The following is a 24,772-nucleotide window of genomic DNA, read 5'->3' as shown; positions in this document are numbered from 1 at the left end:
GTTCTTTGGCTTCAATAACTTGCCGCAACTGCTCAATGGCCTTCCAGATATCTTCAAAGCTGTTATAAAGAGGGGTAAACCCAAAGCGGATATAATTTGGGGCACGAAAGTCAGCTATTACGCCTCTTTGAATAAGTGCCTGACATAACCCATAAGCGTGCTCGTAACGATACGACAACTGACTGCCTCGCTGTTCACGTTGCTGTGGAGAAATAAGCTGTAGGCTGCTACCCAGTGCCGCGTCTTCTAATAATTGATGAAAAACCTCAGCCAGCTGTAAAGACTTTTCTCTTAACTTTTCCATGTCCACATTCTCAAAAGCTTCGAGCGCCGAGTCGATTGCGGCCATAGCGAGAATGGAAGGAGTGCCGGTTAGCATTTGTTGAATGCCGGTAGCGGGCTCGTAGTCTGGTGTGAAATCAAACGGGCGGGCATGTCCGAACCAGCCGCTTAAAGGCTGACTCATATTCTGATGATGGCGTTTTGCGGCATAAATAAAGGCTGGCGCGCCGGGGCCGGCATTTAGGTATTTATAAGTACAGCCAACCGCAAAGTCTGCTTCCCAGTCATCCAGGTGCACGGGCATTGCCCCTGCACTGTGGGCTAAATCCAGAATAACCAGGGCTCCGTGGCTGTGTGCGCTGGTAATAAGTTGTTTAGCGTCAAGCCGTCTTCCGGTTCTGAAATTCACTTCAGTTGCTAAAACTATTGCGGTTTTATCGTCAATCTGTTGCTCCAGCTCGTTTTCATCAACCAGCTTTAGCTGACAACGGTGTTCACCAACAAACTGTGAAATTCCCTGCACCATGTATAAGTCTGTCGGGAAGTTGTCTTTGGTGGATAGCACTATGTTGCGCTCAGAGTCATGGCTTTGAGCCAGTGACAGTGCCGCTGCCAGCGCCTTAAATAAATTCACCGATATTGAGTCACAGCAAATAGTCTGCTCTGGTGCTGCGCCTATCAGGCGGGCAATTTTTTCGCCGACATGTTGCGGCAAATTAATCCAGTTATGCTCGTTCCAACTACTGATAAGATCCTGCGACCACTGCTGCTGGATAACCTGCTGTAAGCGGGTTGCCGTTGCTTTGGTCATGGCACCCAACGAGTTACCATCCAGATAAACCTTATTAACCGGCAACTGAAATTGTTCACGGTGCCGGGCAAAGGGGTCAATGTTGTCGAGTTCTCTTATGTCATTGAGGTTCATGGTTTTAGCTCTTTGTTCAGTCGCTGAATAATGGCTTCCCACGCGGAGGAATTCGGGTGTATCAAGTCAAAATGACCTGCGCCTTCAAGTTGTTCTGTTTTTACGTCGAGATCGGCGGTTTGGCTCATGGGGACAATTTTGTCTTTGGTACCCTGCATCAGCCAGGTGTTGGCGTGGAGCTTTTGTGCTTTGGGGCTGGCATCACGGTAGTCCTCTTCGCTGGTGTAAGCTGTTTTCATTAAGTTGCTGGCGGCGCGGTTACAACTGCCTTGCGCCTGAGTGTAACTGACCATATTAGTAATGGCGGCCAGACCAATAACTGCGTTTATACTTTCAGCCGAGGGCGTATTCCGGGTGGTAGCCAGAAGTGCGAGGTGTCCACCGGCAGAGTGGCCCATAACCGCTACCGGCTGGTTATTGAGCTTTTGCTGTATAAAGCGAATTGCGGTTTTCACGTCATTGAGACTCGCTGGCCACTCTCCGCCTTGCTCGCCCAAACGGCGATATTCAACAGACCAGACATTAAAACCCGCTGTTCTCATTGCACTGCTTGCCGGGTTGGTGTGAGTAATATCGTATTCTTTTAGCCAGCAACCACCGTGAATAAAAATCACATTAGCGGCCGTATCTGACTGCTTTGGTGCATTCCAGTACTGAATAAACTGGGAGGGGTGAGACCCGTAACTGTAGCTGTTATCGGGGCTGCCGGAAGGCAGTTCGAGCACTGACTGGAAAGACACTTGCTGCAAAGAATTGTCACCAGCAGAGGCATGAGAATAAGCCAGGCTGAAAATAACAAGCCCGCAGACTGCCAGTTTTGGAGGAAGCTTTATCAAGTAATACCACCCGCTTTAATGTTTTTAAATATAAAGGACTAGAGACCATACAAGCATTTAAAAGGCGGCTCAACAAAATTGACAGATCAGCAACAAATGCGTCATTTATTCGTCATCGTATCGTCAACTGACCTCAGTACATTAGCCCGGCGTTAACGCGTTAACCACTCACATTAAGGTTTTAAGGGTTATGACTATTTATAAGAAAACATCGGCATTACCGTTCCCAACAAATAAAGTATTAAACTCTGTTGTTGCTGCGCTTTGTGCGTTAAGTGCGCCGGTTGCTTTTGCGCAACAGGACACTTCAGACGAACTTGAGCGAATTGAAGTGACTGCACAAAAGCGTGTGCAGTCTATTAATGATGTGCCTGCCAGTATCAGTGCGTTTGAAGGAAGCCGTCTGGACGAGCTGGGCTTAAACGAACTGGATATGATTTCCGATCTGACGCCGGGTTTGGTTATTCAGGAACAAAGCCCGAACAACCCTGGTTTTGTTATTCGTGGCATTACCTCAGACAGCGGTTCGGCTCAGGCATCTCCGCGGGTGTCGGTTTATTACAACGGAGTGGATGTCTCACGCTCACGTGGCTCCTACTTTGAACTGTTTGATATAGAGCGTGTTGAGGTGGTTAAAGGCCCGCAGGCAACGTTATTTGGTACGGCTGCATCGGTTGGCGCCATTAGTGTCATAACTCGTAAGCCAGAGCCTGGCTTCTCCGCCGAGCTAAGCGCTGGTGCAGGAAATGAATCTCAGAAACGACTGGGTGGTTTCATTAATGGTGGTAGCGAGTTAGTCAGTGGACGGCTGGCGTTCAGTTACCGCGAACGCGACGGGTTTATTGAGAACATTGCGCCGGGTCAGGACGACATGAACGGTATTGACAGGCAAGCCTTGCGTGGTTCTCTTCGCTTTCAGCCCAGCGATGTGGTGACCGCTGACTTAATTTACAGTTACGAGAAAAACGAAGATACCGGAACCTCATTTAAAAATGGTATTTTCGCACCAACCGGCGGCGACACCAGCCCCTACAGTTTTGTTGAAATGACCGGCAGTCCTTACTCGGCCTCGGTACTAGGTCGCGAAAAACTGGGTCTGGACAGAACCGTCGATGATATTAATTTAACCCTGGACTGGACCATTAGCCCGCGCTTAAGCTTTACCTCGGTGAGTGGTTACCGCAGCTTCGATTCACTGGAAGTGTTTGACGCAGACGGCACTCAGGCATGGTTCCTGGAGTTTGGTGAAGATGCCGAGGGCGACCAGTTCAGTCAGGAATTTCGTTTTAACTATGCTGGCGATAACCTATTAATGCTGTGGGGTATCAATTACTTTACAGAAGACGGCAGCCAGCGTGTCCCCTTTAGCACCGAAGAATCTATTTTCCTGAACTGCGCCGGGGCTTTACCCAGTGGTTTGCCCTGTATTAATGCCGATGGTTCAGTCAACCAACTGACACCGGTATTAACCGGGGGAGCCTTAGAGGAAATTCCATACGCCGGCGAGTTTACCAACTTTGGTGACAATGAGTCCTGGTCTGCCTTTGTTGACTTCACTTATCAGTTAAACGATAAAACCGAAGTTGCTGCGGGTATTCGTTACGTTTCAGAAGATCGGGAAAGTGGCTTTGCTGCGACCATGCCGAACAGCCAGTTGTTACCTCTGTTGGGTCTGCCAACACAAACCTTGTTGCCGACTGTTTCAACGGATGGAGAAGTGTTCACTGCTAGTAACAGTTCAGACGCATGGTTGCCTCGCTTTAATATTATTTACAAGCTGAATGACGATAACAACTGGTTTGCAACGGTTTCAAAAGGTCGTCGTTCGGAAGTTGTTGATGTGAGCTCGACTCTTGATGCCGACGGTGAAGCCGTAGGGGATTTTGGGTTAATTCCGGCGGAAGTTATCTGGAACTACGAAACCGGCCTTAAAGGAAGCTTAACGGAAAACCGCGTACGTTATTCTGCGTCAGTGTTTTATCAGGACTATTCAGACTTTCAGGTAACGCTGCAGGACGATTCGGGCAACTTTTACACCGCAAATGCAGGCTCTGCGACGAACTTTGGTGTTGAAACTGAAATTAATGCGAATTTAGGCGCAGGCATTGAGCTGTTTGGACACCTGGCGTATCTGGATGCGAAAATTGATGACGACAGCACCAACGGCAGTTTAGCCGGCAACCGCTTCCGTCTTCAGCCTGAATGGACTTCAAGCCTTGGGGTTATATACGAGGCGGCGCTTTCCAGCCAATACGCATTGCGTGGCTCTGTAGTCGGCACCTATCGGTCTGAAGTGTTCTTTGAGCCAGAAAATGCGCCGGTAGCGGGTCTCGATATTAGCCAGGATTCAGTCTCTTTAGTGAATGCGTCGCTGGGTCTTTATAATGACTCTGCCGACTGGAGTCTGGCGTTGAAAGCAACCAACTTATTCGACAAAGAATACCTGGTTGATGCCGGGAATACGGGCGGAAGCTTTGGTAACCCAACCTTTATTGCTGGTCCACCGCGTTTGTTTTATTTAGAGTTTACCAAGAAGTTTGGTATGTAAAACTGTGCTAAAACGAGAAAAGGGAACCTGTGTCATGGTTCCCTTTTTTATTTTACGAGCTAGAAACTAACTTCCCGTGTAGCGCGCTTTGTGCTTATTCACTACCCGATAGTCTTTGCTGCGAATCGTGTCCACGAATACCCATTCTGCTTCTACCGCGTCCTCGGATGCAAAGAGATTCATATAACCACGCTGATGCAGGTTGGTATATTTTAAGTCTTCTATAAGCGTAGGGAGTGCTTTTGCCAGCTGTTCTGCAGTTTTTGTGTCCAGACTTAGGTAAGTTTCCATTCCGGGAGATGATACCGAAGACGTGGCAAACTCCACCCCAATGTGAGCTCCATCTGAACTGCGCAGCTCGCTGTGCCACGCGTTATGAGTGTCACCGGCAATAACCACCAGCTGTTTATTGGCTTTTTGCGCCGCCCGGTAGAGCATTTCTCGTTCAATGGGGTAACCGTCCCATGCATCAAGGTTATAGGGAGTAACCTGAGTGACCATTGCCTTTTGCTGGGCTGTTAACTCTTCGCCGTTCTGCAGGCGCTTTTTAAGCTCTGCTATTTGTAACAGCAGTGGTGTGACTTTACTGCGGTCATCTGCCGCGAATGCGGCCGAAGGAAAGTTCATTTTCCCCATAAGCAATTGTTGACCTAAAACTTGCCAGCGCGCTGAGCTGTTATTCAGTTTATTAACCAGCCACTGTAACTGCTTTTTGCCCATGATGCTGCGGTCAGAAGACATGTCCTGCTGGAATTTTTGGGTATTGAACTGACCGCTTTCTGCATCGCGGTAGTCGTCATAATTCAGCTGTTTATCACGTCCGATAACGCGGGTATCCAGCATGATCAAATCAACTAAGTCACCGAATTTGAAATCACGATAAATAGTGAGGTTGGCTTCGCCCTGTGGCGGACGAATAGGCAGCCACTCATAGTACGCCTGAACCGCGGCTGCGCGTCTTTCAATAAAGCTGCCTTCATCTTCCTGGTGGTTTTCTGCACCGTTTTTCCAGGTGTCATTGCTAATTTCATGGTCATCCCACACGGCAATAAAAGGGGCATGTGCGTGCAGTGCCTGTAACCCTTCGTCGGTGCGGTAAAGCGCGTAGCGGCGACGATAATCAGTCAGGGTAAAAAGTTCTGTATTATTGTTGTCGGGTAAGCCGCGGCCAATTTCTTGTGAACCTTGGGTGGCGTAACCGCCTGCGCCATACTCGTAAATGTAGTCACCTAAATGAATGACCGCATCAATAGAATCGTCCTTTGCTGCTTCGGAGTATGGGTTAAAGTAACCGGCGGGGTAGTTAGAGCAGGAGAAAACCGCAAACTTCAGCGGTTTTAAGCCAGATTCAGGAAGCGTTTGCGTTTTGCCAGAGGGGCTTTTGGTGTTCTTACCTAAAAAACGATAGTAGTAACGCTGGTTTGGCGATAATTGAGTAACGTCGACTTTAACTGTGTAGTCTCTGCTGGCGCTTGTTGTGGCTGTTCCAGAACGAATGATACTTGAAAAGTTTTCATCGGCGGCCAGTTCCCAGCCCAGCGCTACTTGTTTTTCTGTACTATTTTCCGGCACGGCGCGCGTCCACAACAAAATGGCGTTTGAAGTTGGATCGCCACTGGCTACGCCATGGTCAAACTTGACGGAGCTGCGCTCACTGGTTTTGCCAACACTTGCACAGCCCTGTAATGCGGTTGATACGGTGACTGCTGCGCCCGTTGCTGCAAATAGCTTTAAAAAGTCACGTCGGTTAAATTGCTTCACTGTTTTACTCCATGCATTTTTCCCAGAGTAAAAGAAATTACTCCGTAAACATGAAGACTTAATGACAGTAAAGTGTTAGTTCAGTCTTAACTTATTCATCATCACTTTTGGGTTTAAGCTCCAGCGCTTGTACCGCCGAACGAACGTCCTGCCCTGAGGTTTCCTGAAAAACCTGTAAGTCAAATTGTGGCAGTATGGCAAACAAGTGATCAAAAATGTCGGACTGAATACCTTCGTAGATTTCCCACGCGGTATCGTTACTAAAGCAGTACACTTCAATGGGCAAACCCTGAGGCCCCGGGTTTAACTGACGAACCATCAGTGTCATTCCTTCGTGTATGTCGGGTCGCTGCTTGAGGTACTGTTTCACGTAGGCGCGAAAGGTACCAATATTGGTTACCTGACGTCCGTTTATAGGGTCGAAGCCTTTCTTTTCCAGACCCGCGTTCCATTCAGATATATCTTTTTCTTTTTGTTCCAGATAATCGCTAAGTAGCGAGAAACGTTTCAGCTTTTTCTTCTGCTCAGCGGACAAAAAGTGAATACTGTTCTGGTCAATGTATAACGCTCGTTTTATACGGCGTCCACCGCTTTCCTGCATGCCCCGCCAGTTTTTAAACGACTCGGAAATAAGACGTTTGGTGGGAATGTTCGTAATGGTTTTATCCCAGTTTTGAACCCTAACCGTATGCAGTGCCACATCAATGACATCGCCGTCAGCGTTTAACTGGGGCATTTCAATCCAGTCGCCGACACGAAGCATGTCATTAGATGAGAGCTGAATACTGGCAACCAGTGACAGAATGGTGTCCTGAAATACCAGCATGGCAACCGCACCCATGGCACCAATTCCTGATAGCAGAATAACCGGAGAGCGGTCCAGCAATGAGGCAATAATGAGAATAGTCGCCACCACATAGACCACTATTTTCGCAATTTGCAGATAACCCTTTATTGGCTTTGTATGCGCGTCAGGCTGACGACTGTATATTTCGTTAACGCTAGTCATGGCCGCGCTAAACGAACGCGCCAGAGTCAGGATGAGGTACGCAATACTGATGTTGCGTATGATTGTGGTGGCGGTTTCCGGTAAGTCCGGCACCAGATAAATACCACCGGACAGCACTAACGCAGGAACAACCTGAGCCAGGCGGCTGACAATAACGCGAATGCCTATACCCGGGTCACTGCCCAACTGGGTTTGAGACAGCAGACGGGAAATACCACGCAGTAAAACGTGTTTGGTCACAAGCTGAGACAACCAAACCGCTATAACAAGGAAAAAGCAGGCTCCAATTGTGTAGGCCCAGGGTTGGGTTGCCGCCCAATCATGAAACCACTGCGGGTAATCCAGTTCCATCATAATTTTTGTTCCACCGCTGCTTTTAAGTCCTTTCTAAAGCCCAACATAAATACGACTTCTGCTACGACGAATAAGGGGCCAATGGCTAAGCCCATAATATCATCAACAAAAGCCGGTTTGCGGCCTTCAAAATAATGGCCGATAAATTGAAATACCCAGCCGACAACAAACAGACCAATGCTCCAGCTAAGCCATAAGCTGGTTGGTAATGCGGCTATGTCGCGGCCAACTGACAGCGACAGCCATAGCAAAATGGTCATGAGCAAACCTAACTTGATATCCAGACGGATATAAAAAATAACCGCCGCCAGAACAACTAAGTTGGCGGGGGTAATCAAAAAGTAGTCCAAGGGTAGCGCAGGCCGTGATAATAAACTAATGATGCCGACAACAATCAGTGGAATACCGACAAGATGAGTCATGACATTCTTACGGTTCCGATGATAAGCCGCATACTGTGCCAGGTGATCAACGATGGTTTTCATAGTCTGTGCCGCTTGATAGCAAAATAGAGGCTTAGATTGCTACGCACATGGCTTGATGTCAATGGAGCTCAATGTTTTAAGCTTCTATTTTTCTATTGCCCGGCCGTTCACTTACCGCTAACCTAAAGCCTTTATTTTTTGGCGGTCATTGAGTAGGGGAAATCCGGTGGCGTTTGATTACGGTTCGATTGATTTAGGGTTAAAAAACCCGTTTAAAACCGAAGGCTTAGTAACCAGCCTTCGTGGGCTTATACAATCGCTGGTGGGCGTTTATTTGCTAGTAGAGGGCGCAGGTTCGGTAAAGCAGGATCAGATTATGGGTTGGGTCTTAGCCATTTTTGGTATTTTGCTTCTTGGTGTCGGCATTAAGGTACTGAGCGGCGGTATTATGGCTATGTTGCGTTACTTTGTCGGTCGTAACCATCCTACGTCACTTGCCCGCAACTTTAGTAAGTCTGAAGCCAGTACCGCGCAGGAGGAATCCCGCTACGTTGCCTATAATGATCAGGCACTGGAAGAAATGCTGATGGGTCGGAAGAACTCGACCTTTAAAGAGCCTGAAGGGTTACTGGCTCGCCTTGCGCATACGGTTTTTCCTAAACTGCTCTTTATGCCTTACCCGGTACGTAATATGGCACAACGCCTGTTAGGTGCCTGGGTACGTACGTTAACGGCAATGATTGCTTTTGGTTTTGTTGCTTTTGTTTCTCTGGCGGGTTTTGCCGGAGACGCCGGTGAACTGGCGTTCCCTGTCTATACGGTGTTACTGACGCTTTACATCATGCATGTGTGGAAGGCGGCTGGCAAAGCGATATCCCGCGCTGCTGAGCTTTCTATTGAATCTATGGGCAGCGGCGATTTAGTCAAAACTATTGCCTTTGCTTTGTTGTTGCCTGTTGCCGTTGGCCTTGTCGTTAGCTGGTGGATGGCGGCAACGAACGTTACAGCGGCCACCGTTGAACAATATTTTGCGGCTCTACCAGACTTTCATGCTGGATGGTATTTGTTTGGTATTTTTGTCGGCGCTTTGATTTGTACTGCGGTTACCGTTGTCTTGCTGAAAAAGCGTTTAGCCGATGCGAATCCAGTTTCTGAAGTCTCTGAATTACGGGAAAACTGGCAGGAGTCGGTACACCCTAAAGAGATTTTTATTAACCTCGATAATCTGGTCATGGCAAATCGTCGTTATCGCGAAGTGCCAAACCGGGTGTATCGTGAACTGGATCCTAACTTACAGGAACAGGTTGACGGCAAAGGTGCCTTTAGTGGTGAGATGATTCAGGAAATTCAACCTCGGGTAAAACCTATGGGGTTGGGCGCGTTATTTGAGAAGTCGCGCTTGGTCAGTTTGTTGCTGGGTAATAGCTTGTTCATTATCGGTGTGGTTTTTACGTTTTTCTTAGCCTATGCAACAGTCGATGTGGTCAAACTTCTTGATAGCATGAACTATAGGTTGACTGAAGAGACTCCCTATAGCGACTTAATGACCTTAGCAGGCGTAGTCATGACTGCCGTTCATTTTTATCTTATTGGCTATGTCCTGCGGGCATTTGCGGGTTTAGCCGCTAATATCGCGCATCTGTTTTATGCGGAAATTCAGTTTGAATCCATGCTTATTTACTTTAAGTGCGAAGGAACCTTTACTGAGTCTAAAATTTCAACCGGTACCGGTATTCACGACAGTACTCGCTCAGAGAATACGCTGGTTCGCAGTAGTATTACTCCCTGGGTTATCGTGTCACGTATTGTGTCGACAACTTTTGCTGCAACCGGAATGAAAAATCTGGAGCATCCGCGACATATTCTGGAAATGCATAAATCGGATGACGAAATGGCGTCTATCCGTAAGGATGTTATCGACTTCCTGAAAGACCGCGAGTCTATTGCTTCTATAACCAGTAATCGCGATTTGGGCAATGCCTCACAGATACATCAGTTAAATGAGCAGACCCGCGCCATTCCAACAGACCAGGACAGATTGCAGCAATCGCAGTCGAAGACTTCTGATGAAGAGGCCGCTGGTTACCTTCGTCAGCAGGAAGAATTGGGCTCAGACAACGACTCTGATACCGACAAAAATCGTTAATTTCCAACCTTAAAAACCGCAGGCGGGTGCGTTGCCCGTCTGCACCTGCTACCAAGGTCGTAGTGCAGCAGCATAAAGTTTCATGGAAACTGTTCGATAATTATACATGGTACGTTGCGTTTTTTACGCCTTACGGAAGCAGATAAATGTCCACAGTTGATGTGAAACCTCCTTTATTGATAACGGCTTTGGCAATAGCCGCCGGTGTCCTTGTCCTTGCTTTTGTGCCCTGGTTGTGGCTGCAGTTATGTCTGCAAAGCTTATTATTTATTGCCCTGAGCTGGTTTTATGCCCGTTATTTTAGCGCCGCCGGAATAGCGGATGATGAAGAGCCCTCTGAGGGAGACGGCACGGATCAGCTGGCCGAAAACTCCGGTAAAAATGCAATAGCAACGGCAGAGCTTAGTTTTGCGATAAGCCGTTTTAAATCCGTTTTGGCAGATATTGTCGAGCGTTTGAAAGAAAGTGTGGATAACTCGTCACGAGTGAGCGAACGGGCGAAGGGAATAGAAAGCTTTTCATCGGAAGTGGCTGTTGCTGCAGAGCAAACCAAGCAGATAAGCCACGAAGGCCGCGAGAGAATAAAGCAACTCACTCAGAAGATAGCTCTGGTAGTGGCGGACAGCCGAGAAAGTGCGGAAGCGGTCAGAGGTCTGCAGGCTAAAGCCGATGATATTCGTAAAGTGACCCAGGTTATTGACAGTATTGCAGAGCAAACCAACTTGCTGGCGCTGAATGCATCGATAGAGTCGGCGCGTGCCGGTGAACATGGTCGTGGCTTTGCGGTTGTAGCCGATGAAGTCAGAACGCTGGCCGGACGAACTTCGGATGCAACCGTAGAAGTGAGTAATTTGGTGGAAGCGATTCATAATGAAACCACGGTTGCGGTCAATAATATTGAGCAACTGTCAAAGCACATTGAACAGCAGTCGGAAACAACCGAGGGCATTGTTGAACAACTGGCCAGCATTGTAGAACAAGCCGAAACCGTGGAGCAGCAACTGCAAAAAATTACCGGGTTAATGGGTGAGAACGCAGAGGATCTTTCCCGTAATGGTGAGCTTCTGCATTCTGTAAACTCAGACTTATCTGAACAATACCAGCAACTGGATGACGTAAGCGGGCAGGCCGAGCAACTGGAATTGCAGTCGGAGCAATTGTTCGCGCACTTGGTTGAAAATGATGCCGATGCTGAACATAAAGTGATTTACCAGGCCGCAACCGACGCCGCTAAACAAATTGGGCAACGTTTAGATCAGGCTATTGAGCAAGGCGAGCTGACGTCCTCTCAACTGTTCTCCCGGGATTATCAAGCGGTTCCCGGAACCGAGCCGGTAAAATACAAGACACCATACACGGAGTTTTTCGAGAGTATATTACCCGCTATTCAGGAGCCTACTCTGAAACGACATGAACACATTATTTACGCTATAGCCACTGACCCGAAAGGCTATGTAGCGCGGCACAACGATGCGTTTAATAAGCCGTTAACAGGTGATCCGAAGAAAGACCTGGTCGGCAACCGCTCGCGTCGGCTATTTAATGACAAAACCGGGGCACGTTGCGGAGCTCACACGCAAACGTTATTGTTACAGACCTACAAACGCGATACCGGCGAGGTTATGCACGACTTATCGGTACCCGTTTATGTAAATGGAAAACATTGGGGCGGCTTCCGTATCGGCTACAAGCCGCTGTAGCCTGACATTCATGTCAGGTGAGATATAGTTCCTGACGTAAACGTCAGGCTACAAAGCACCAAGCGAGAATAGGCAACTGAGCAGTATGTCACACGATACCATTGCAATGAATAAAGAGCGGCAGGACTTAAGTGGCCTGGAGGCTGTCTGGTTATTTGGTTATGGCTCACTGATTTATAAAGTCGACTTTCCGTATCTGGAACGGGCGGCTGCCTCAATACAAGGTTGGTCACGACGTTTCTGGCAAGGGTCGCACGACCATAGAGGCACACCAGAAGCTCCGGGCAGGGTACTGACTTTAACAGAAACTCCGGGTGAAGAATGCACGGGAATGGCCTACAAAGTCTCACCCGATGTGTTCGAGCATTTAGATCATCGTGAAAAAAACGGTTATTTAAGATTTACTACGCCGATGAGTTTTCGTGACGGCAGCCAACAAGAAGGCCTTGTTTATATTGCGACAGAAGACAATGAAGCGTTTCTTGGCGAGGCTACGGCGTCGGAAATTGCCAGCCATATCGCTCGTTCGTCCGGCCCCAGCGGGCCCAATGCCGAATACCTGGTCAAGTTGCAGTTGGCGCTACAGCAACTGGGCGTCAACGACCCTCATATTACTGAGGTTTATGAGGCCTTAATGGCAGACCGGGCTAGTTAGTGTCCTGAGTAAATACGGTGTCGGCGGTTTGCGGTAACATGTAAAGCTTACCCTGCCAGTAGTGGCAACCAAATTCGGCGAGTGTATCTAACTGTGCTTGGTTTTCTACGCCTACCGCTTGTACTTCCAACCCCAGCTCTGAGGTCATGCGAATAACCGCACGCACCAAATTGCGCGAGCGTTCGTTAGTATCAAGATCGCGAATAAACTCTCTTTCTATTTTAATTTTGCTCACCGGCATGGTTTTCAAATGCAGCATGCTGGCAACGCCTTTACCGAACCGGTCAATAACCAGAGTTATACCAAGCTGATGTAACTTCTCAATAATTTCCAGAGTGTGCGGCAGGGGTTCTTGTAAGCTGCTTTCACTTAAATCAAATTCCAGTTTTGCCGCTAGCTTTGGGGTCTTTTTAACAAACTGGCTGACTGTCTGATAAAGCTTCTGTGAAATTTGCTCGGTTGCCAAATTAATACCGATTTTTCCCGGAACGGTGTTTTGCTCCTGCCAGAGATCAATTTGCTCGATAACCTGTTCAACCACCCATACTCCCAGGGTGTCCAGCATGCCATTGGCATCAAATTGTGGCAGGAACTGGTCGGGTTTTAATGAGCCAAGGTCGGGGTGCTCCCAGCGCAGCAGAGCCTCAACGCCGACCACCTGATGCTGCATATTAAGAACGGGTTGATACACCAACTGCATTTGCCCGGTTTGCAACACACTGCGGACGTCTTCTTCTAATTGAATTTCATCGTAAGAGCGGGTTTCCAGCTCTTGTTTAAAGTAAGTGCTGCTCTCATTGTGCTCGTCTTTAGCAGAGTTCATTGCCAAATTGGCCTGAGCCAGAAGCTTTTCGGCATCGTAGCCGTCGAGTGGGTAAACGCTGGCGCCAATGCTGGCTGCCAGTTGCACCTGCCGCTGGCTGTCCGACAATATGAATGGCGGTTCGTACGCGGCCTGAATTTCCAGAATAATGTTCTGAATATCGATGTATTCAACAATATGATTCAAAACGACGGCAAATTCATCACCACCGAGGTTATAAAGTTTGGTACCGAAGGGAACGGCTTTTTTCAGTCTAAGCGCCAGGCGCTGTAAAATTTTATCGCCAATATGATGGCCATACTGGTCATTCACCTGATGGAAATGATTAACGTTCATTACAATGACGGCAGCCAATCTGTCGCTGGGCAATTCATCTAATAACCGGGTTAAATCCAGTGCCAGCGAGTTGCTGTTAGGTAAGCCAGTTAAGTCGTTAAAAAAGGCCAGCTTCTGCAATTGCCGCTGCTGCAATTTCATTCGGGTGACATCGCTTAAGGTCGCAATGTAGGCCGCTTCCCCGGGGAAACTAGCCGGGGCTTCACGAACGGTTAAAATGGCAGAGTAACGCTGATTATCTATATCGCGACCCACTATCAAAATACTCTGGTTACAGGGGAAGCCTCCGTCAATATCATCAATTTCCGTTGCTGATAGGAGTTCCTCGAGTCTTGAATTCAGACAGGCTGATTCGTTCAAGCCGGAAATGTCGGTAAATGGTGTATCAATCGCTATTACCCGACGGCGCCCGTCCAAAAGCGCAATGCCTGACAACACGTCATGCTCTGAGTTCTTCCCGGAATTAATGCTGGTGGTATCATAGTAGTCGGCAGAAATATTCGTCCAGGATCCCTGAAAGCGCAGCGGTTTCTGACTGCTACGGCGAACCTCGTCTCTAACCCAAACGTAATGCCCCTGTTGGTGACGAAAGCGATATTCACAAACAAATTGTTCTTCTTCAAAGCCGCGTAGAGCTGTTTTCTTTACTGTTTTTACGTCGTTAGGATGAATGTTGTTCAGCCACCAGCCCGGTGCCATTACCTCTTCTGTTGAGTATCCCAGAATGCGTTCGCAGTTTGTGCTTACCCAGTCGACGCAGAAGCCGGAATCGAGAGCCCTAAGCTCGTAGTGTACGGTTGGGCTGTTACCGAGATAGCTATGCAGTAACTCACGAGACTTTTTAAACCGTAAAAACCAAATGCGGCGAATAAAGAAAAACAGAAAAATGATGGATAGTGCGACAAACGCCCAGGGCTCCCATTGAATTAAGGTGCTTTTCGTGTCGGCTTCCACCGGTAACTTAGGAATTAAGGCGTTAGCGCCTATTTCCCAGATGATAGCGGCTATTATATAGCTGAGCGCCAGAATAACTTCCGGTCGTTTGAAAAATCGTTTACGCGATGCTCTATGCAGTGTTAACTCTCTTTCATTTCTCATTATCGTATCCGTGCCCAGGGTATTTCTGATTTCTTCAATGACTTACTGAGAATAGAGCCTTGTAATTCTTCACACCCTATTTGCTTTAACAGTAGTAGCTTAGCGCGATCATTGATGCCCGTAGCTATGGTTGTTAAACCTCGCGCTCTGGCCATTTTGACCATAGAGGCTAACTCTCTTTTTTGATCGCTGTGAGACGTGGCTTTTTGCACTAATTCCTCAGACAGTTTTACCGCATCTACAGGCAGCACAAACAGCGACTGTATAGTGGAGCGGCCTTCCCCAAAATGCGAGGCAATAACATTACAGCCAATGCTGCGTAGACGTTCCAGATAGCGTTTCGATTTGTCTGACAGTGACATTAAGGCTCGTTCACTGACCTCTATATTAATATTTTGTGCCGGAAATTTGGTTTCCTGCAGCTCGTGCGCTAACACATTGAGTACAAGCGGGTCGACAATGTCATTAATGGTCACGTTAATAGCGACGCGTACAGTCACTTTTTGTTTTTGCCATACCCGCAGGTCTTTAAATGTGCGTTGAATAATCCATGACGTAAACTGCTGAGTTAAAGATGCTTCTTCTATCATTGGCTTAAACTCTTCCACACTCATGCTACCGCGTTTAGGGTGTACCCATTTCGCAGACACTTCCAGTACAGAGAAGTAGCCGGAATTAGTATTGAGCCGAGGCTGGTAGTAAAGCTGAATGTCGTTATTCTTCATTGCTTCGTTAAACTGACGCGAAAAAGTGACTTCTTCAATCTGGTCGATGGCCTCGTCTTGTTCCAGAAACGAGAACTGTTGTTTCTTTTGGAAAGCGTTAAAGGCGTGTGACTGAGCTTCGTCGAAAACTTTCTGGTGGTCTTCTTTAAGTTGTTCTTTTTTCACCCTAAGCACACCAGCGGTGCTGTCCATTTGATAAGAAACACCGTCAATGACTATGGGTTGCTCCAAAAAGCTTTCTATTTTTTGTTGAAGTTCTTTTGAGTTTTCTTCAGCTTCAGAGCGAACCCCAACCAATTCGTTTCTTGATGTCTGACCAACTTGTACCTGGTCTCCAAGGAGTTTTTTCAGTTGAACAGCCATTTGCTTAACAAGTTCGTTGGCTTTTTCAGTTCCTACTTGCTGCTGAATTTTGTCCATATTCTGTAAGCGGAAGTTAAAAATATCGACCAGGTCATCGGGTGAACTGTCTTTTCTATGGCCAATGCTTTCTAACTGTTTTAGTAGCGCGTTGATATTGGGAAGGTCGGTTCCCTGGTATTTGAAATTGGCCGTTTGTTCGGCACCACTTAATTCTTTTATGACTTTGGCAACCATTCCCGCCATAGTGGCCACAAGAGTATAGGCGACCATACGGAGCATCCAGCCGCCGACAATTTCGTTGCCGCTTATCAGCGACTCGGAAAAAGAAAAGGGGCTGAGTAATAGGCCACACATGAAACCAGCCAGGGCACCAATGCGTGACCCCAGCAGTAAACCGGCAAAAATTAATGGAAAGTAAAGTAGGTGCTCGTAAAGGCTCGGAAGCCCGCCCGTTATCTCAATGACCCTGATAATAGCCGCAATCAGTATCGCCAACACGAAGCCCATGAACACCTGTTTTTCGGCGTTCATCTCGGTGAAGTTGACGACACTTTCTTTGAGCCAGCTGGTAAAGCTGTTTGGGTCTTCCAATTTAGGCATTTATTCTTATCAGTTGTGATAAATTAGGCAGTTAGCTATCTTGAGGTTGTTATCAATCTTAACTTCTGTCAAGTATTTAAGCCGAGAATCATTAACATCAAGGAACCAGCTATGCGGGAATCTTTAGAACGGCGGTCATTTTTACTGACATTGATTTTAGTCAGTATCGCCTTCGCCTGGGTACTTATACCGTTTTGGGGAGCTATTTTTTGGGCTTGTGTGGTGACTGTTATTTTTTACCCGCTACAACAAAAACTGAAAAAGACGTTTGGAGACAAGCCCAACCGGGCAGCTCTTGTAACCTTGCTGATTGCATTGGTTATTGTGGTGATTCCGGCGCTGGGTATTTCATATTCCTTTGTGCAGGAGGGGGTTAGTTTTTATCAGCGGCTGGACGAAGGCAAAATTAACCCCGGTAAGCTCTTTGATGATATTCAAAAGGCGTTTCCGGTTATTAGTGACTTGCTTGCTCAGTTTGATATTAAAGCCAGCGATGTACGGGAGAAAATATCATCAGGAGCCGTTAGTGGTAGTAAATTTTTGGCAGAAGAAGCGTTAAGCATCGGTCAAAATACATTCTCTTTTATCATTAGCCTTTCGCTAATGATTTATTTGACCTTTTTCCTTTTGCGGGACGGTCACTTGCTGATTGACCTTTTAGTAAAAGCGCTGCCTTTGGGCGATGAACGAGAACGTAAGCTGTTTACTAAATTTGCAGAGGTAACTCGGGCAACAGTGAAAGGAAACATTGTTGTGGCAATAGTTCAGGGCACATTGGGTGGCATAATTTTCGCGTTACTGGGTATTCCCGGAGCCCTGCTGTGGGGTGTCGTCATGGCCTTTTTGTCGTTAATCCCGGCGGTTGGCGCGAGTCTGGTATGGCTACCTGTATCTATTTATTTGTATGCGACAGGTAACTGGATAGCCGGCACCATTCTGGTGGCTTACGGGGCAATAGTTATTGGTTTGGCCGACAACGTACTGCGCCCGGTTTTGGTAGGGCGTGATACGAAATTACCGGATTATCTGGTGCTGTTTTCTACCTTAGGCGGTTTATCGCTGTTTGGTATTACCGGGTTTGTTTTAGGGCCGCTGGTTGCGGCCCTGTTTTTGGTGTTCTGGGATATCTTTATGAACGAGTTTAATAGCGTTTCTTAAAGTTGTGGGCGCGAGTATCCCCCAACACTGCCGTTGGGGGATAACACCCATTGCCACAACTGGATGTCGCGCGCACGGAATGCACCAGCACAGGACAGCAAATAGTATTTCCACATACGATAAAATTCGTCATCAAACTGTGACTTAATAGATGGCCAGGCTTTATCGAAGTTTTCAAACCAGGCCATTAAGGTTTTATCGTAATCGGCACCAAAGTTGTGCAGGTCTTCGCAGACAAACTTTTCTTCCAGTGCCGTTCCTATTTGTGAAATAGACGGAATTTCGCCATTCGGGAAAATGTACTTGCTGATCCACGGGTCGGCTGCGGTATCACTGACGTTTTTACCAATAGTGTGCAGCAGGAACAGGCCGTCTTCTTTGGTGCAGCGCAGAGCGACATCTATATAGTCGTCGTAGTTCTTCTGACCGACATGCTCAAACATTCCTAAGCTGATAACGCGGTCAAACTGTTCGTCCAGCTCGCGGTAGTCCTGTAGCCGGAATTCTACCGGAAGACCTTTGCAGCGCTCTTTGCCAAGGGCTACCTGCTCTTTGGATATAGTGACACCAACACATTCGACACCGTAGTTTTCAGCGGCATACTGCATGAAGCTGCCCCAGCCACAACCAATATCAAGAACGCGCATGCCTGGCTTCAATCCCAGCTTTTTACAGCACAGTTCAAGTTTATGCCGTTGTGCTTCGTCAACGTCTTTGGCTTTTTCCCAGTAACCACAGGTGTAAACCATACGCTCATCGAGCATAGACTGATAAAGGTCATTGCCCATGTCGTAATGATGCTGACCAACCTCCCAGGCTTTGGATTTACTTTGTAAGTTGAAGACTCGGCTTTTTAAGGAATGGAAAATAAGGCGGGCGGGGTTAACTTCATCCTGAATGCCGGAGCGCAGTAGCTGGAAGAAAAACTGGTCAAGCGATTCGGCGTCCCACAAACGAGCCATATAAGATTCACCCAAGCCAAGATTACCGCGCGACAGTGCCTGATCAAATACGGTTTCATCGTGAACCTGCATATCCCAGGCTCTGTCACCGTTAATGCGGATATCTGCTTTTGCTAAAAGCTCTTCAACATACTCTCGTGATGTCGACATATTTGTTCGCCCATTCCGGAAAATGATGGTTAAAAACGTTATCAAGAATGGGCGAAACTGGCAATAAAAAGCCTTTTACCCGTCTTTTTTCGACGTAAACTCAGGGTAAGCTTCAACGCCGCAATCGACTTGATCTAAGCCGATATATTCCTGCTCTTTAGTTACACGAATGCCCAATATTAGCTTCAGTATAGCCCAGACAATAAGACTACTGAAAAACACCCAGCAGAAAATGGTACCGACACCGGCTAACTGAATAACAAAGCTGGCACCGTCATCGCTGAGCGGCACCACAAGGGTACCGAAAATACCGACCACACCGTGTACCGAAATAGCACCGACCGGATCGTCAATGTGGAGCTTATCCAGCCCAATAATGGAGAGCACGACAATAAGCCCCGCAATAAAGCCGATAACGCCGGCAAGCCAGGGTTCTGGGGTAACAGGTTGTGCGGTAATGGCAACCAGACCGGCTAAGGCACCGTTTAAAATCATGGTTAAATCGGCTTTTTTCCACAACAGCTTAGTAAATAGCAGCGTGGCGATAGTGCCAGCTGCGGCCGAGGTATTAGTGTTTACCATGGCGCGGGCTATGGCATTGGCATCGTCAACGGTGCTTAGCGCTAACTGTGAACCGCCGTTAAAACCAAACCAGCCAAACCAGAGAATGAAGGTACCCAGCGCGGCCAGTGGCATATTAGAGCCGGGTAAAGCGTTGATACTGCCATCACTCAGGTATTTACCGGAGCGCGGGCCAAGTAAAAGAACCGCAGCAAGTGCCGCTGATGCACCGGTTAAATGCACAATGCTGGAGCCGGCAAAATCGACAAAGCCCCATTCTGTCAGCATTCCACCGCCCCAGGTCCATAAGCCCTGTACCGGATAAATGACCGCACTAAGCACGACACAGAACAGCAGAAAGCTCATTAGCTTCATACGCTCGGCAACGGCACCTGAGACTATCGACATAGCAGTAGCAACGAACACCATCTGAAAAAAGAAATTAGCGTCAGCCGCGTAAGCTGAGGTTGAAGGATCGGGGTACATGACTTTGTAGCCGATAACCAGGTAAACAATACAGGCGATGGCGTAGAGCACGATGTTTTTGGTCAGAATTTCGGTGGTGTTTTTGCTTCTGACCAGACCCGCCTCCAGCATGGAAAAACCAGCCGCCATCCACATAACCAGCGCCCCGGATATGAGTAAGTAAAAGGTGTCTACCGCGAAAGTGAGTTGTTGTATGTTTTGTGCTTCCATGATGGGCTCCTTAAAGGGCGTCTTGGTCGGTTTCGCCAGTGCGTATGCGAACGCATTGCTCCAGCGGCATAACGAATATTTTTCCGTCGCCGATATTGCCGGTATGAGCCGCGGCAATGACTACTTCCAGAGCTCGTTCGACGGTTTCGTCGGGAACCGCCAGTTCAATTTTCATTTTGGGCAGGAAGTCGACTTGATATTCGGCGCCCCGGTACAGTTCGGTATGCCCCTTTTGACGTCCTACTCCCCGGACTTCGGTTACTGTCAGGCCTTTACAGCCAATTTCAAACAGCGCTTGCTTCACATCCTCCAGCTTGAAGGGTTTGATTAACGCAACGAGCATTTTCATGGTGCTTTCCTTATTAAAATATTGTTAAGCAACCCTTTAACTTCACGAAGCGTGCCAGAATTTAACTAGCTGATATTTATGAATAAATAATATTTACGTAATTTTTCTGCACAAAAAACGTGCGCCCCTTCTGTGCATTGCACCAAAAGTGCTATTGAACCAAAAGGGTACAGGGGAGATACTATTTACCTACAGTAGCGAATGATTAAGGGTGCAGTGGCATGAGAGTTGGCGCGCGGCAGAGCGATCTTATCGGGCAGACGGATTTACTTCGTATACCGTCGCTGTCTGATTTAACCGGATGCGATATCTTTATTAAATGCGAGTTCCAGAATCCGGGCGGCTCCATTAAGGATCGCGCGGCTAAGCAACTGATTGATGACGCTATGGAACGCGGCGAGTTAAAGCCGGGTATGACGGTGGTTGAAGGTACCGCCGGTAATACCGGTATTGGCCTGGCTGTTGTGGCAAAGTCTTACGGCTTGCGTATGTTAGCGGTCATGCCCAATGACCAGACACCGGAGAAAGAGCGCATGATCCGCTTGCATGGCGGTGAACTGATGGCGGTTGATCCGGTTCCTTTTAAGAACGAAAACCACTTCTACCATACGGCGCGCCGTTTAGCGGAAGAACGCGATGATTGCTGGTGGGCTAACCAATTTGAAAACACCAGTAATGCTCGTGCGCATTACCTTCATACTGGCCCGGAAATATGGGAACAAACCGAAGGGAGAATTGACGCTCTGGTGTCTGTGGCTGGAACCGGTGGCACCATTGGTGGTAACTCTCGCTTCTTAAAAGAGCAGAACCCGGAACTGGATGTTTGGGTGGTTGACCCGGATGGTTCCGGTATCTATGAGTTTTTACGCAGCGGCGAATATGTGTCGAATGGCGGCTCTATGACGGAGGGCATTGGTATTATGCGGCTAGTGGATAATTTCCGCCAGGCACGTATTGATCACGCGGTTAATTTGCCCGATCAAGATTTAGTGACTTTGTCACGTTATATCCGAGACGAAGATGGTATTGTTCTGGGGAGTAGCTCGGCGCTAAACGTGGCTGGTGCGTTGGCCGCAGCTTTACGAAAAGGTCCGGGACACCGCATTGTGACCTTTTCCTGTGACTTGGGTGAACGTTCGGTGAGTAAGCTGTACAACCCGGAATATTTGCGCGGACGCGGGTTAAACCCTGACCCGGAACCCATTGACGTATTAATGACGCGTTATCGCGAGCTTGGCGATAAGGTACTAGAGGTTAACTGGAACAATGACTAAACGTATTTTTGGGTGTTTGTTTTTATTGGTATCAGCAACCGCAGTTCAGGCGCAGGACGAGACGCCGGATGCGCCGTTCCATGACCTTCAAGTTCCGCAGTTTCTGGACATTGCGCACCGCGGTGCTTCCGGTTATTTACCCGAGCACACTCAGGCCAGCACCGTTATGGCTCATGGGCTGGGAGCGGACTTCATAGAGCAAGACGTGCAACTGAGCCGTGACAGCGTTCCGGTCGTTCTGCATGATGAAATTCTGGACCATGTCACCAATGTCTCCGAAGTGTTTCCGGAAAAGCATCGTCCCGATGGTAAATACTATGTGGTCGATTTTTCGCTGGAAGAGCTTAAACAGTTAACTATGGTCGCCCGGCATAAAGATTATGAGCTGGTTTACCCTAAGCGATTTTCTCACCCCGATGTTCACTTTCCTATACAAACGCTGGATGAGGAAATCAAACTGATTCAGGAGCTGAATCGCGTTCGGGATATGTCGACAGGCATTTATATCGAGATCAAATCTCCGCGCTGGTATCAGCAGCAAGGGTACGACGCGACGGCGGCCGTGATGTCTGTCCTGGCTCACAACGGATACCACGACAAACGGCCAACACCGGTTTATCTGCAGTCTTTTGACCCGGAAGTGTTACGTCGCTTAAAGCGTGAATTTAACTGGGACTTTCCGTTAATTCAGCTGGTGGGTGACAATGAGTGGGGAGAGACCGATATTGATTACAGCGCCATGCGCACGGGCGCCGGGCTGGAGTCAGTAAAAAGCTACGCTGAAGGTGTCGGCTTGTGGGTAAACCACGTATTGACCGGAGTGAATGAAAACGGTGAGCCTGAATGGGACAGTGTTTTAAAGTCAGCGGAAGAGAAAGGTCTGGATGTTCATGTTTATACCTTGCGGGCCGATGACTTACCCGAAGGCGTGGAGTCTCATGCGCAATTACGCCAGTGGTTAAAACAAGCTGGCGTAGAGGGCGTGTTTACTGACTTTCCGGATAAAAAGTAAAGCGCATTTTGAAACCGTCGCTGCCGTCATCGTAGTATTCCGGCAGAATATCGATGGTTTCGAAACCACAGCTTTGATACCAGTGAATAGCGGCCTTGTTGTCGCTTTTCACTTCCAGCGACATGGCATTAGCGCCGGCGGTTTTCGCCGAATTCAGCACTTCATTCATAAGCAGATTACCTACCCCTAAACCGCGAAAGCTCTGAGCTACGGCTATTGAGTACAGGCGCCATACTTTGCTGTTACGCCGGGTAAAGGCAATAGCATACCCGGCTAAATCGTTACCTGAACGTGCTACCCAGCAATAGTTATGGCTGGATTCAATTACTCGTTTAAAACTGCGACGACTAATGCAACTGTAATTAAAAGTTGCACGTTCTAAAGAAACTAATTGTTCAAGGTCGTTCTTGTCTGCCCGCTCAATGCGAAACTCAGTATTCATCCAGGCGTCGTCCAAAATCAGCCATAATCAGCCGGTACAGCTCATAACCTAAGTGTTTGTCTTCCACACCAGATTCAATTGACGGGTTGTCATTAATTTCAATAACAACAGGGCCTTGCGGTGTTTGTTTAATATCTACACCGTACAGGCCGTCACCTATTAAGCGGGTTGCCTGTAATGCCAGCCGCACCACATCTTTAGGAGCCTGATGCACGCCTAAAGTGGCAAAAGAACCGCTTTTACCTCGTGAGGACGACTCGCTGTGGTTATAAATTTGCCAGTGGTTACGCGCCATAAAGTACTGGCAAGCGTATATGGGTCGGTTATTCAGTACACCAATACGCCAGTCGTAGTCGGTTCTCATATACTCTTGTGCCAGCAGTATAGTGGACTGCTCGAAAAGCTCCGTTGCCACTTGTTTAAACTGGGCTAAGTCTTCTGCTTTTTCCACGCCAATAGAAAATGAACCGTCAGGAATTTTCAGCACAACCGGGTAACCCAAACGTTCGCCTATTGCTTCGTAGTCGATATCTGATTGGCTCAACAAGAGTTCTGTTTTTGGTGTCGCTACCTTATGTTTATCCAGTAACTCTTTTAAGAACACTTTATTGGCACATTTAACAATGGAGTCCGGGTGGTCAATGACGACCATACCGTTGGCTTCGGCTTTTTTCGCAAAGTGGTAGGTATAATGATTAATACGGGTGGTTTCGCGAATGAAAAGCGCATCGAACTCCAACAGACGATTGAAATCGTTTGCGGTAATCAGCTCAGCTTCAATATCGGCCTCTTTGGCGGCTTTTATAAACAATGACAGTGCTTTTTTGTCACTGGTCGGAATGGCTTCGTCCGGGTTATACAAAATGGCCAAATCAAAACGGTACTCTTTGCGGGTGCGCGCTTTGCGCCACACTCGTTTACTGAAATGATCCAGTGAGTTACCAAAAAAGCTTTGTTGCTCATCAGTTAACTGATTCAACGCACCTGATGTCAGCTTGTTAATATGCCAGCGACCGTTAAATTCCAGTTCAACTTTTAAAATAGGGCATGGGTAGCGCTCAAATATTTGGCGTGCAAAAGAAGCCAGTTCAGGCTGTTCGCATAAGCCAAAACAAATCAGTAGCGACAGCGACTTTTCGTCACGATTCTGCAAATATTTAGTGAGTGATCGGTCGGCGGTATTAATCAGTAACTGATAATGGGAAAAGTTGGTCAGGTCATTAATAGTCGCAACCGACGGCATAACTCTTTGTCCGCGAGCCTCTGCCAGCAGACTAACGTAGTAGCCGGTTGACAGGTAAGATAAGTCGTTACACAAATTTAGAACATGATAACGACTCTGCAAGTGTGCCGATTGTAAGTATTCACTTGCGGTGAGTAGGCTTTGACTAGGGTAATAAGGCTGCCAGTCGGCGGCGTTATCTATGATAAGGTGAACGTGTTGCTGCATGTCGTAAAGTACTCAGAAGTCGTTAAAAATAATGTAAGTTATTTGCTTATTATTTGCGTAATAAATGCAACTCACACTATATTAGAAAGACGACGGATAACAAGCAGATTTGCTGTTTTATCTTTTTCAAAG

General features: G+C 47.7%; 19 protein-coding genes. 7 read left to right on the top strand and 12 right to left on the bottom strand.

Annotated features, from left to right (window positions below; all coding sequences use genetic code 11):
- Together kynU and DET62_RS12865 are read right to left on the bottom strand one after the other, a co-directional pair.
- Nucleotides 1-1,207, bottom strand: a 1,207-nt coding sequence (gene kynU / locus DET62_RS12870; RefSeq protein ID WP_133566295.1) for a kynureninase, incomplete at its 3' end; no start/stop codon positions are given.
- Nucleotides 1,204-2,043: an alpha/beta hydrolase gene (locus DET62_RS12865; RefSeq protein WP_110014149.1), complete on the bottom strand. Its 840-nt coding sequence runs from the start codon at nucleotides 2,041-2,043 to the stop codon at nucleotides 1,204-1,206. The genes kynU and DET62_RS12865, both read right to left, overlap by 4 nt.
- Before the next feature lie 190 nt (nucleotides 2,044-2,233).
- Between DET62_RS12865 and DET62_RS12860 the strand changes: the two genes are divergently transcribed.
- Complete coding sequence (locus DET62_RS12860) at nucleotides 2,234-4,591, top strand: TonB-dependent receptor (protein WP_110014148.1); 2,358 nt, start codon at nucleotides 2,234-2,236, stop codon at nucleotides 4,589-4,591.
- A gap of 66 nt (nucleotides 4,592-4,657) precedes the next feature.
- On the opposite strand, the gene DET62_RS12855 is transcribed toward DET62_RS12860, so the two are convergent.
- The 3 genes from DET62_RS12855 to DET62_RS12845 all read right to left on the bottom strand — a co-directional run bounded on the left by DET62_RS12855 (nucleotide 4,658) and on the right by DET62_RS12845 (nucleotide 8,200).
- On the bottom strand, nucleotides 4,658-6,352 hold the full coding sequence (locus tag DET62_RS12855; RefSeq protein ID WP_110014147.1) for an alkaline phosphatase D family protein: 1,695 nt from the start codon (nucleotides 6,350-6,352) through the stop codon (nucleotides 4,658-4,660).
- 91 nt (nucleotides 6,353-6,443) lie between these two features.
- Complete coding sequence (locus DET62_RS12850; RefSeq protein ID WP_011235402.1) at nucleotides 6,444-7,715, bottom strand: mechanosensitive ion channel family protein; 1,272 nt, start codon at nucleotides 7,713-7,715, stop codon at nucleotides 6,444-6,446.
- The gene (locus tag DET62_RS12845) at nucleotides 7,712-8,200 is read right to left on the bottom strand and encodes an Mpo1-like protein (RefSeq protein WP_034822170.1); all 489 of its coding nucleotides are present in this window, start codon (nucleotides 8,198-8,200) and stop codon (nucleotides 7,712-7,714) included. The genes DET62_RS12850 and DET62_RS12845 overlap by 4 nt, the downstream gene beginning before the upstream one ends.
- A gap of 166 nt (nucleotides 8,201-8,366) precedes the next feature.
- Here DET62_RS12845 and DET62_RS12840 point away from each other — a divergent pair, with 166 nt between their 5' ends.
- From DET62_RS12840 to DET62_RS12830, 3 genes are all read left to right on the top strand, one after another.
- Nucleotides 8,367-10,286: a hypothetical protein gene (locus DET62_RS12840; RefSeq protein ID WP_110014146.1), complete on the top strand. Its 1,920-nt coding sequence runs from the start codon at nucleotides 8,367-8,369 to the stop codon at nucleotides 10,284-10,286.
- A gap of 146 nt (nucleotides 10,287-10,432) precedes the next feature.
- Nucleotides 10,433-11,986 carry a methyl-accepting chemotaxis protein gene (locus DET62_RS12835; protein ID WP_110014145.1) on the top strand — a complete coding sequence of 518 codons (1,554 nt, stop codon included), beginning with the start codon at nucleotides 10,433-10,435 and terminating at the stop codon, nucleotides 11,984-11,986.
- A gap of 85 nt (nucleotides 11,987-12,071) precedes the next feature.
- The gene (locus DET62_RS12830; RefSeq protein ID WP_034822207.1) at nucleotides 12,072-12,641 is read left to right on the top strand and encodes a gamma-glutamylcyclotransferase; all 570 of its coding nucleotides are present in this window, start codon (nucleotides 12,072-12,074) and stop codon (nucleotides 12,639-12,641) included.
- On the opposite strand, the gene DET62_RS12825 is transcribed toward DET62_RS12830, so the two are convergent.
- The gene (locus DET62_RS12825) at nucleotides 12,634-14,898 is read right to left on the bottom strand and encodes an EAL domain-containing protein (RefSeq protein WP_034822209.1); all 2,265 of its coding nucleotides are present in this window, start codon (nucleotides 14,896-14,898) and stop codon (nucleotides 12,634-12,636) included. The genes DET62_RS12830 and DET62_RS12825 overlap by 8 nt on opposite strands.
- Nucleotides 14,898-16,586, bottom strand: coding sequence for an EAL domain-containing protein (locus DET62_RS12820; RefSeq protein ID WP_110014144.1), 1,689 nt, complete (start codon nucleotides 16,584-16,586; stop codon nucleotides 14,898-14,900). Before DET62_RS12820 ends, DET62_RS12825 begins: the two co-directional genes overlap by 1 nt.
- 111 nt (nucleotides 16,587-16,697) lie before the next feature.
- On the opposite strand from DET62_RS12820, the gene DET62_RS12815 reads away from it, so the two are divergent.
- On the top strand, nucleotides 16,698-17,744 hold the full coding sequence (locus DET62_RS12815) for an AI-2E family transporter (protein ID WP_011235395.1): 1,047 nt from the start codon (nucleotides 16,698-16,700) through the stop codon (nucleotides 17,742-17,744).
- Here the strand turns inward: DET62_RS12815 and cfa are convergent.
- The 3 genes from cfa to DET62_RS12800 all read right to left on the bottom strand — a co-directional run bounded on the left by cfa (nucleotide 17,741) and on the right by DET62_RS12800 (nucleotide 20,462).
- The gene (gene cfa, locus DET62_RS12810) at nucleotides 17,741-18,856 is read right to left on the bottom strand and encodes a cyclopropane fatty acyl phospholipid synthase (RefSeq protein ID WP_110014143.1); all 1,116 of its coding nucleotides are present in this window, start codon (nucleotides 18,854-18,856) and stop codon (nucleotides 17,741-17,743) included. The genes DET62_RS12815 and cfa overlap by 4 nt on opposite strands.
- A 75-nt stretch (nucleotides 18,857-18,931) precedes the next feature.
- On the bottom strand, nucleotides 18,932-20,113 hold the full coding sequence (locus DET62_RS12805) for an ammonium transporter (RefSeq protein ID WP_110014142.1): 1,182 nt from the start codon (nucleotides 20,111-20,113) through the stop codon (nucleotides 18,932-18,934).
- Nucleotides 20,114-20,123: 10 nt separating this feature from the next.
- Nucleotides 20,124-20,462 carry a P-II family nitrogen regulator gene (locus DET62_RS12800; RefSeq protein ID WP_011235392.1) on the bottom strand — a complete coding sequence of 113 codons (339 nt, stop codon included), beginning with the start codon at nucleotides 20,460-20,462 and terminating at the stop codon, nucleotides 20,124-20,126.
- A gap of 221 nt (nucleotides 20,463-20,683) precedes the next feature.
- Here DET62_RS12800 and DET62_RS12795 point away from each other — a divergent pair, with 221 nt between their 5' ends.
- Together DET62_RS12795 and glpQ are read left to right on the top strand one after the other, a co-directional pair.
- The gene (locus DET62_RS12795; RefSeq protein ID WP_011235391.1) at nucleotides 20,684-21,736 is read left to right on the top strand and encodes a cysteine synthase A; all 1,053 of its coding nucleotides are present in this window, start codon (nucleotides 20,684-20,686) and stop codon (nucleotides 21,734-21,736) included.
- The gene (gene glpQ / locus DET62_RS12790) at nucleotides 21,729-22,748 is read left to right on the top strand and encodes a glycerophosphodiester phosphodiesterase (RefSeq protein ID WP_011235390.1); all 1,020 of its coding nucleotides are present in this window, start codon (nucleotides 21,729-21,731) and stop codon (nucleotides 22,746-22,748) included. The genes DET62_RS12795 and glpQ overlap by 8 nt, the downstream gene beginning before the upstream one ends.
- Here the strand turns inward: glpQ and DET62_RS12785 are convergent.
- The gene (locus DET62_RS12785; protein WP_110014141.1) at nucleotides 22,723-23,190 is read right to left on the bottom strand and encodes an N-acetyltransferase; all 468 of its coding nucleotides are present in this window, start codon (nucleotides 23,188-23,190) and stop codon (nucleotides 22,723-22,725) included. The genes glpQ and DET62_RS12785 overlap by 26 nt on opposite strands.
- A complete protein-coding gene (locus DET62_RS12780) occupies nucleotides 23,180-24,640 on the bottom strand; it encodes a RimK family protein (RefSeq protein WP_034822220.1) in 1,461 nt (486 codons plus the stop codon). The genes DET62_RS12785 and DET62_RS12780 overlap by 11 nt, the downstream gene beginning before the upstream one ends.
- Nucleotides 24,641-24,772 lie beyond the last annotated feature (132 nt).

This window comes from Idiomarina sp. H2 (genome assembly GCF_004364275.1).
Taxonomy (GTDB): Bacteria; Pseudomonadota; Gammaproteobacteria; order Enterobacterales; family Alteromonadaceae; genus Idiomarina; species Idiomarina loihiensis.
This window is presented reverse-complemented; position numbering and strand designations above follow the sequence as displayed.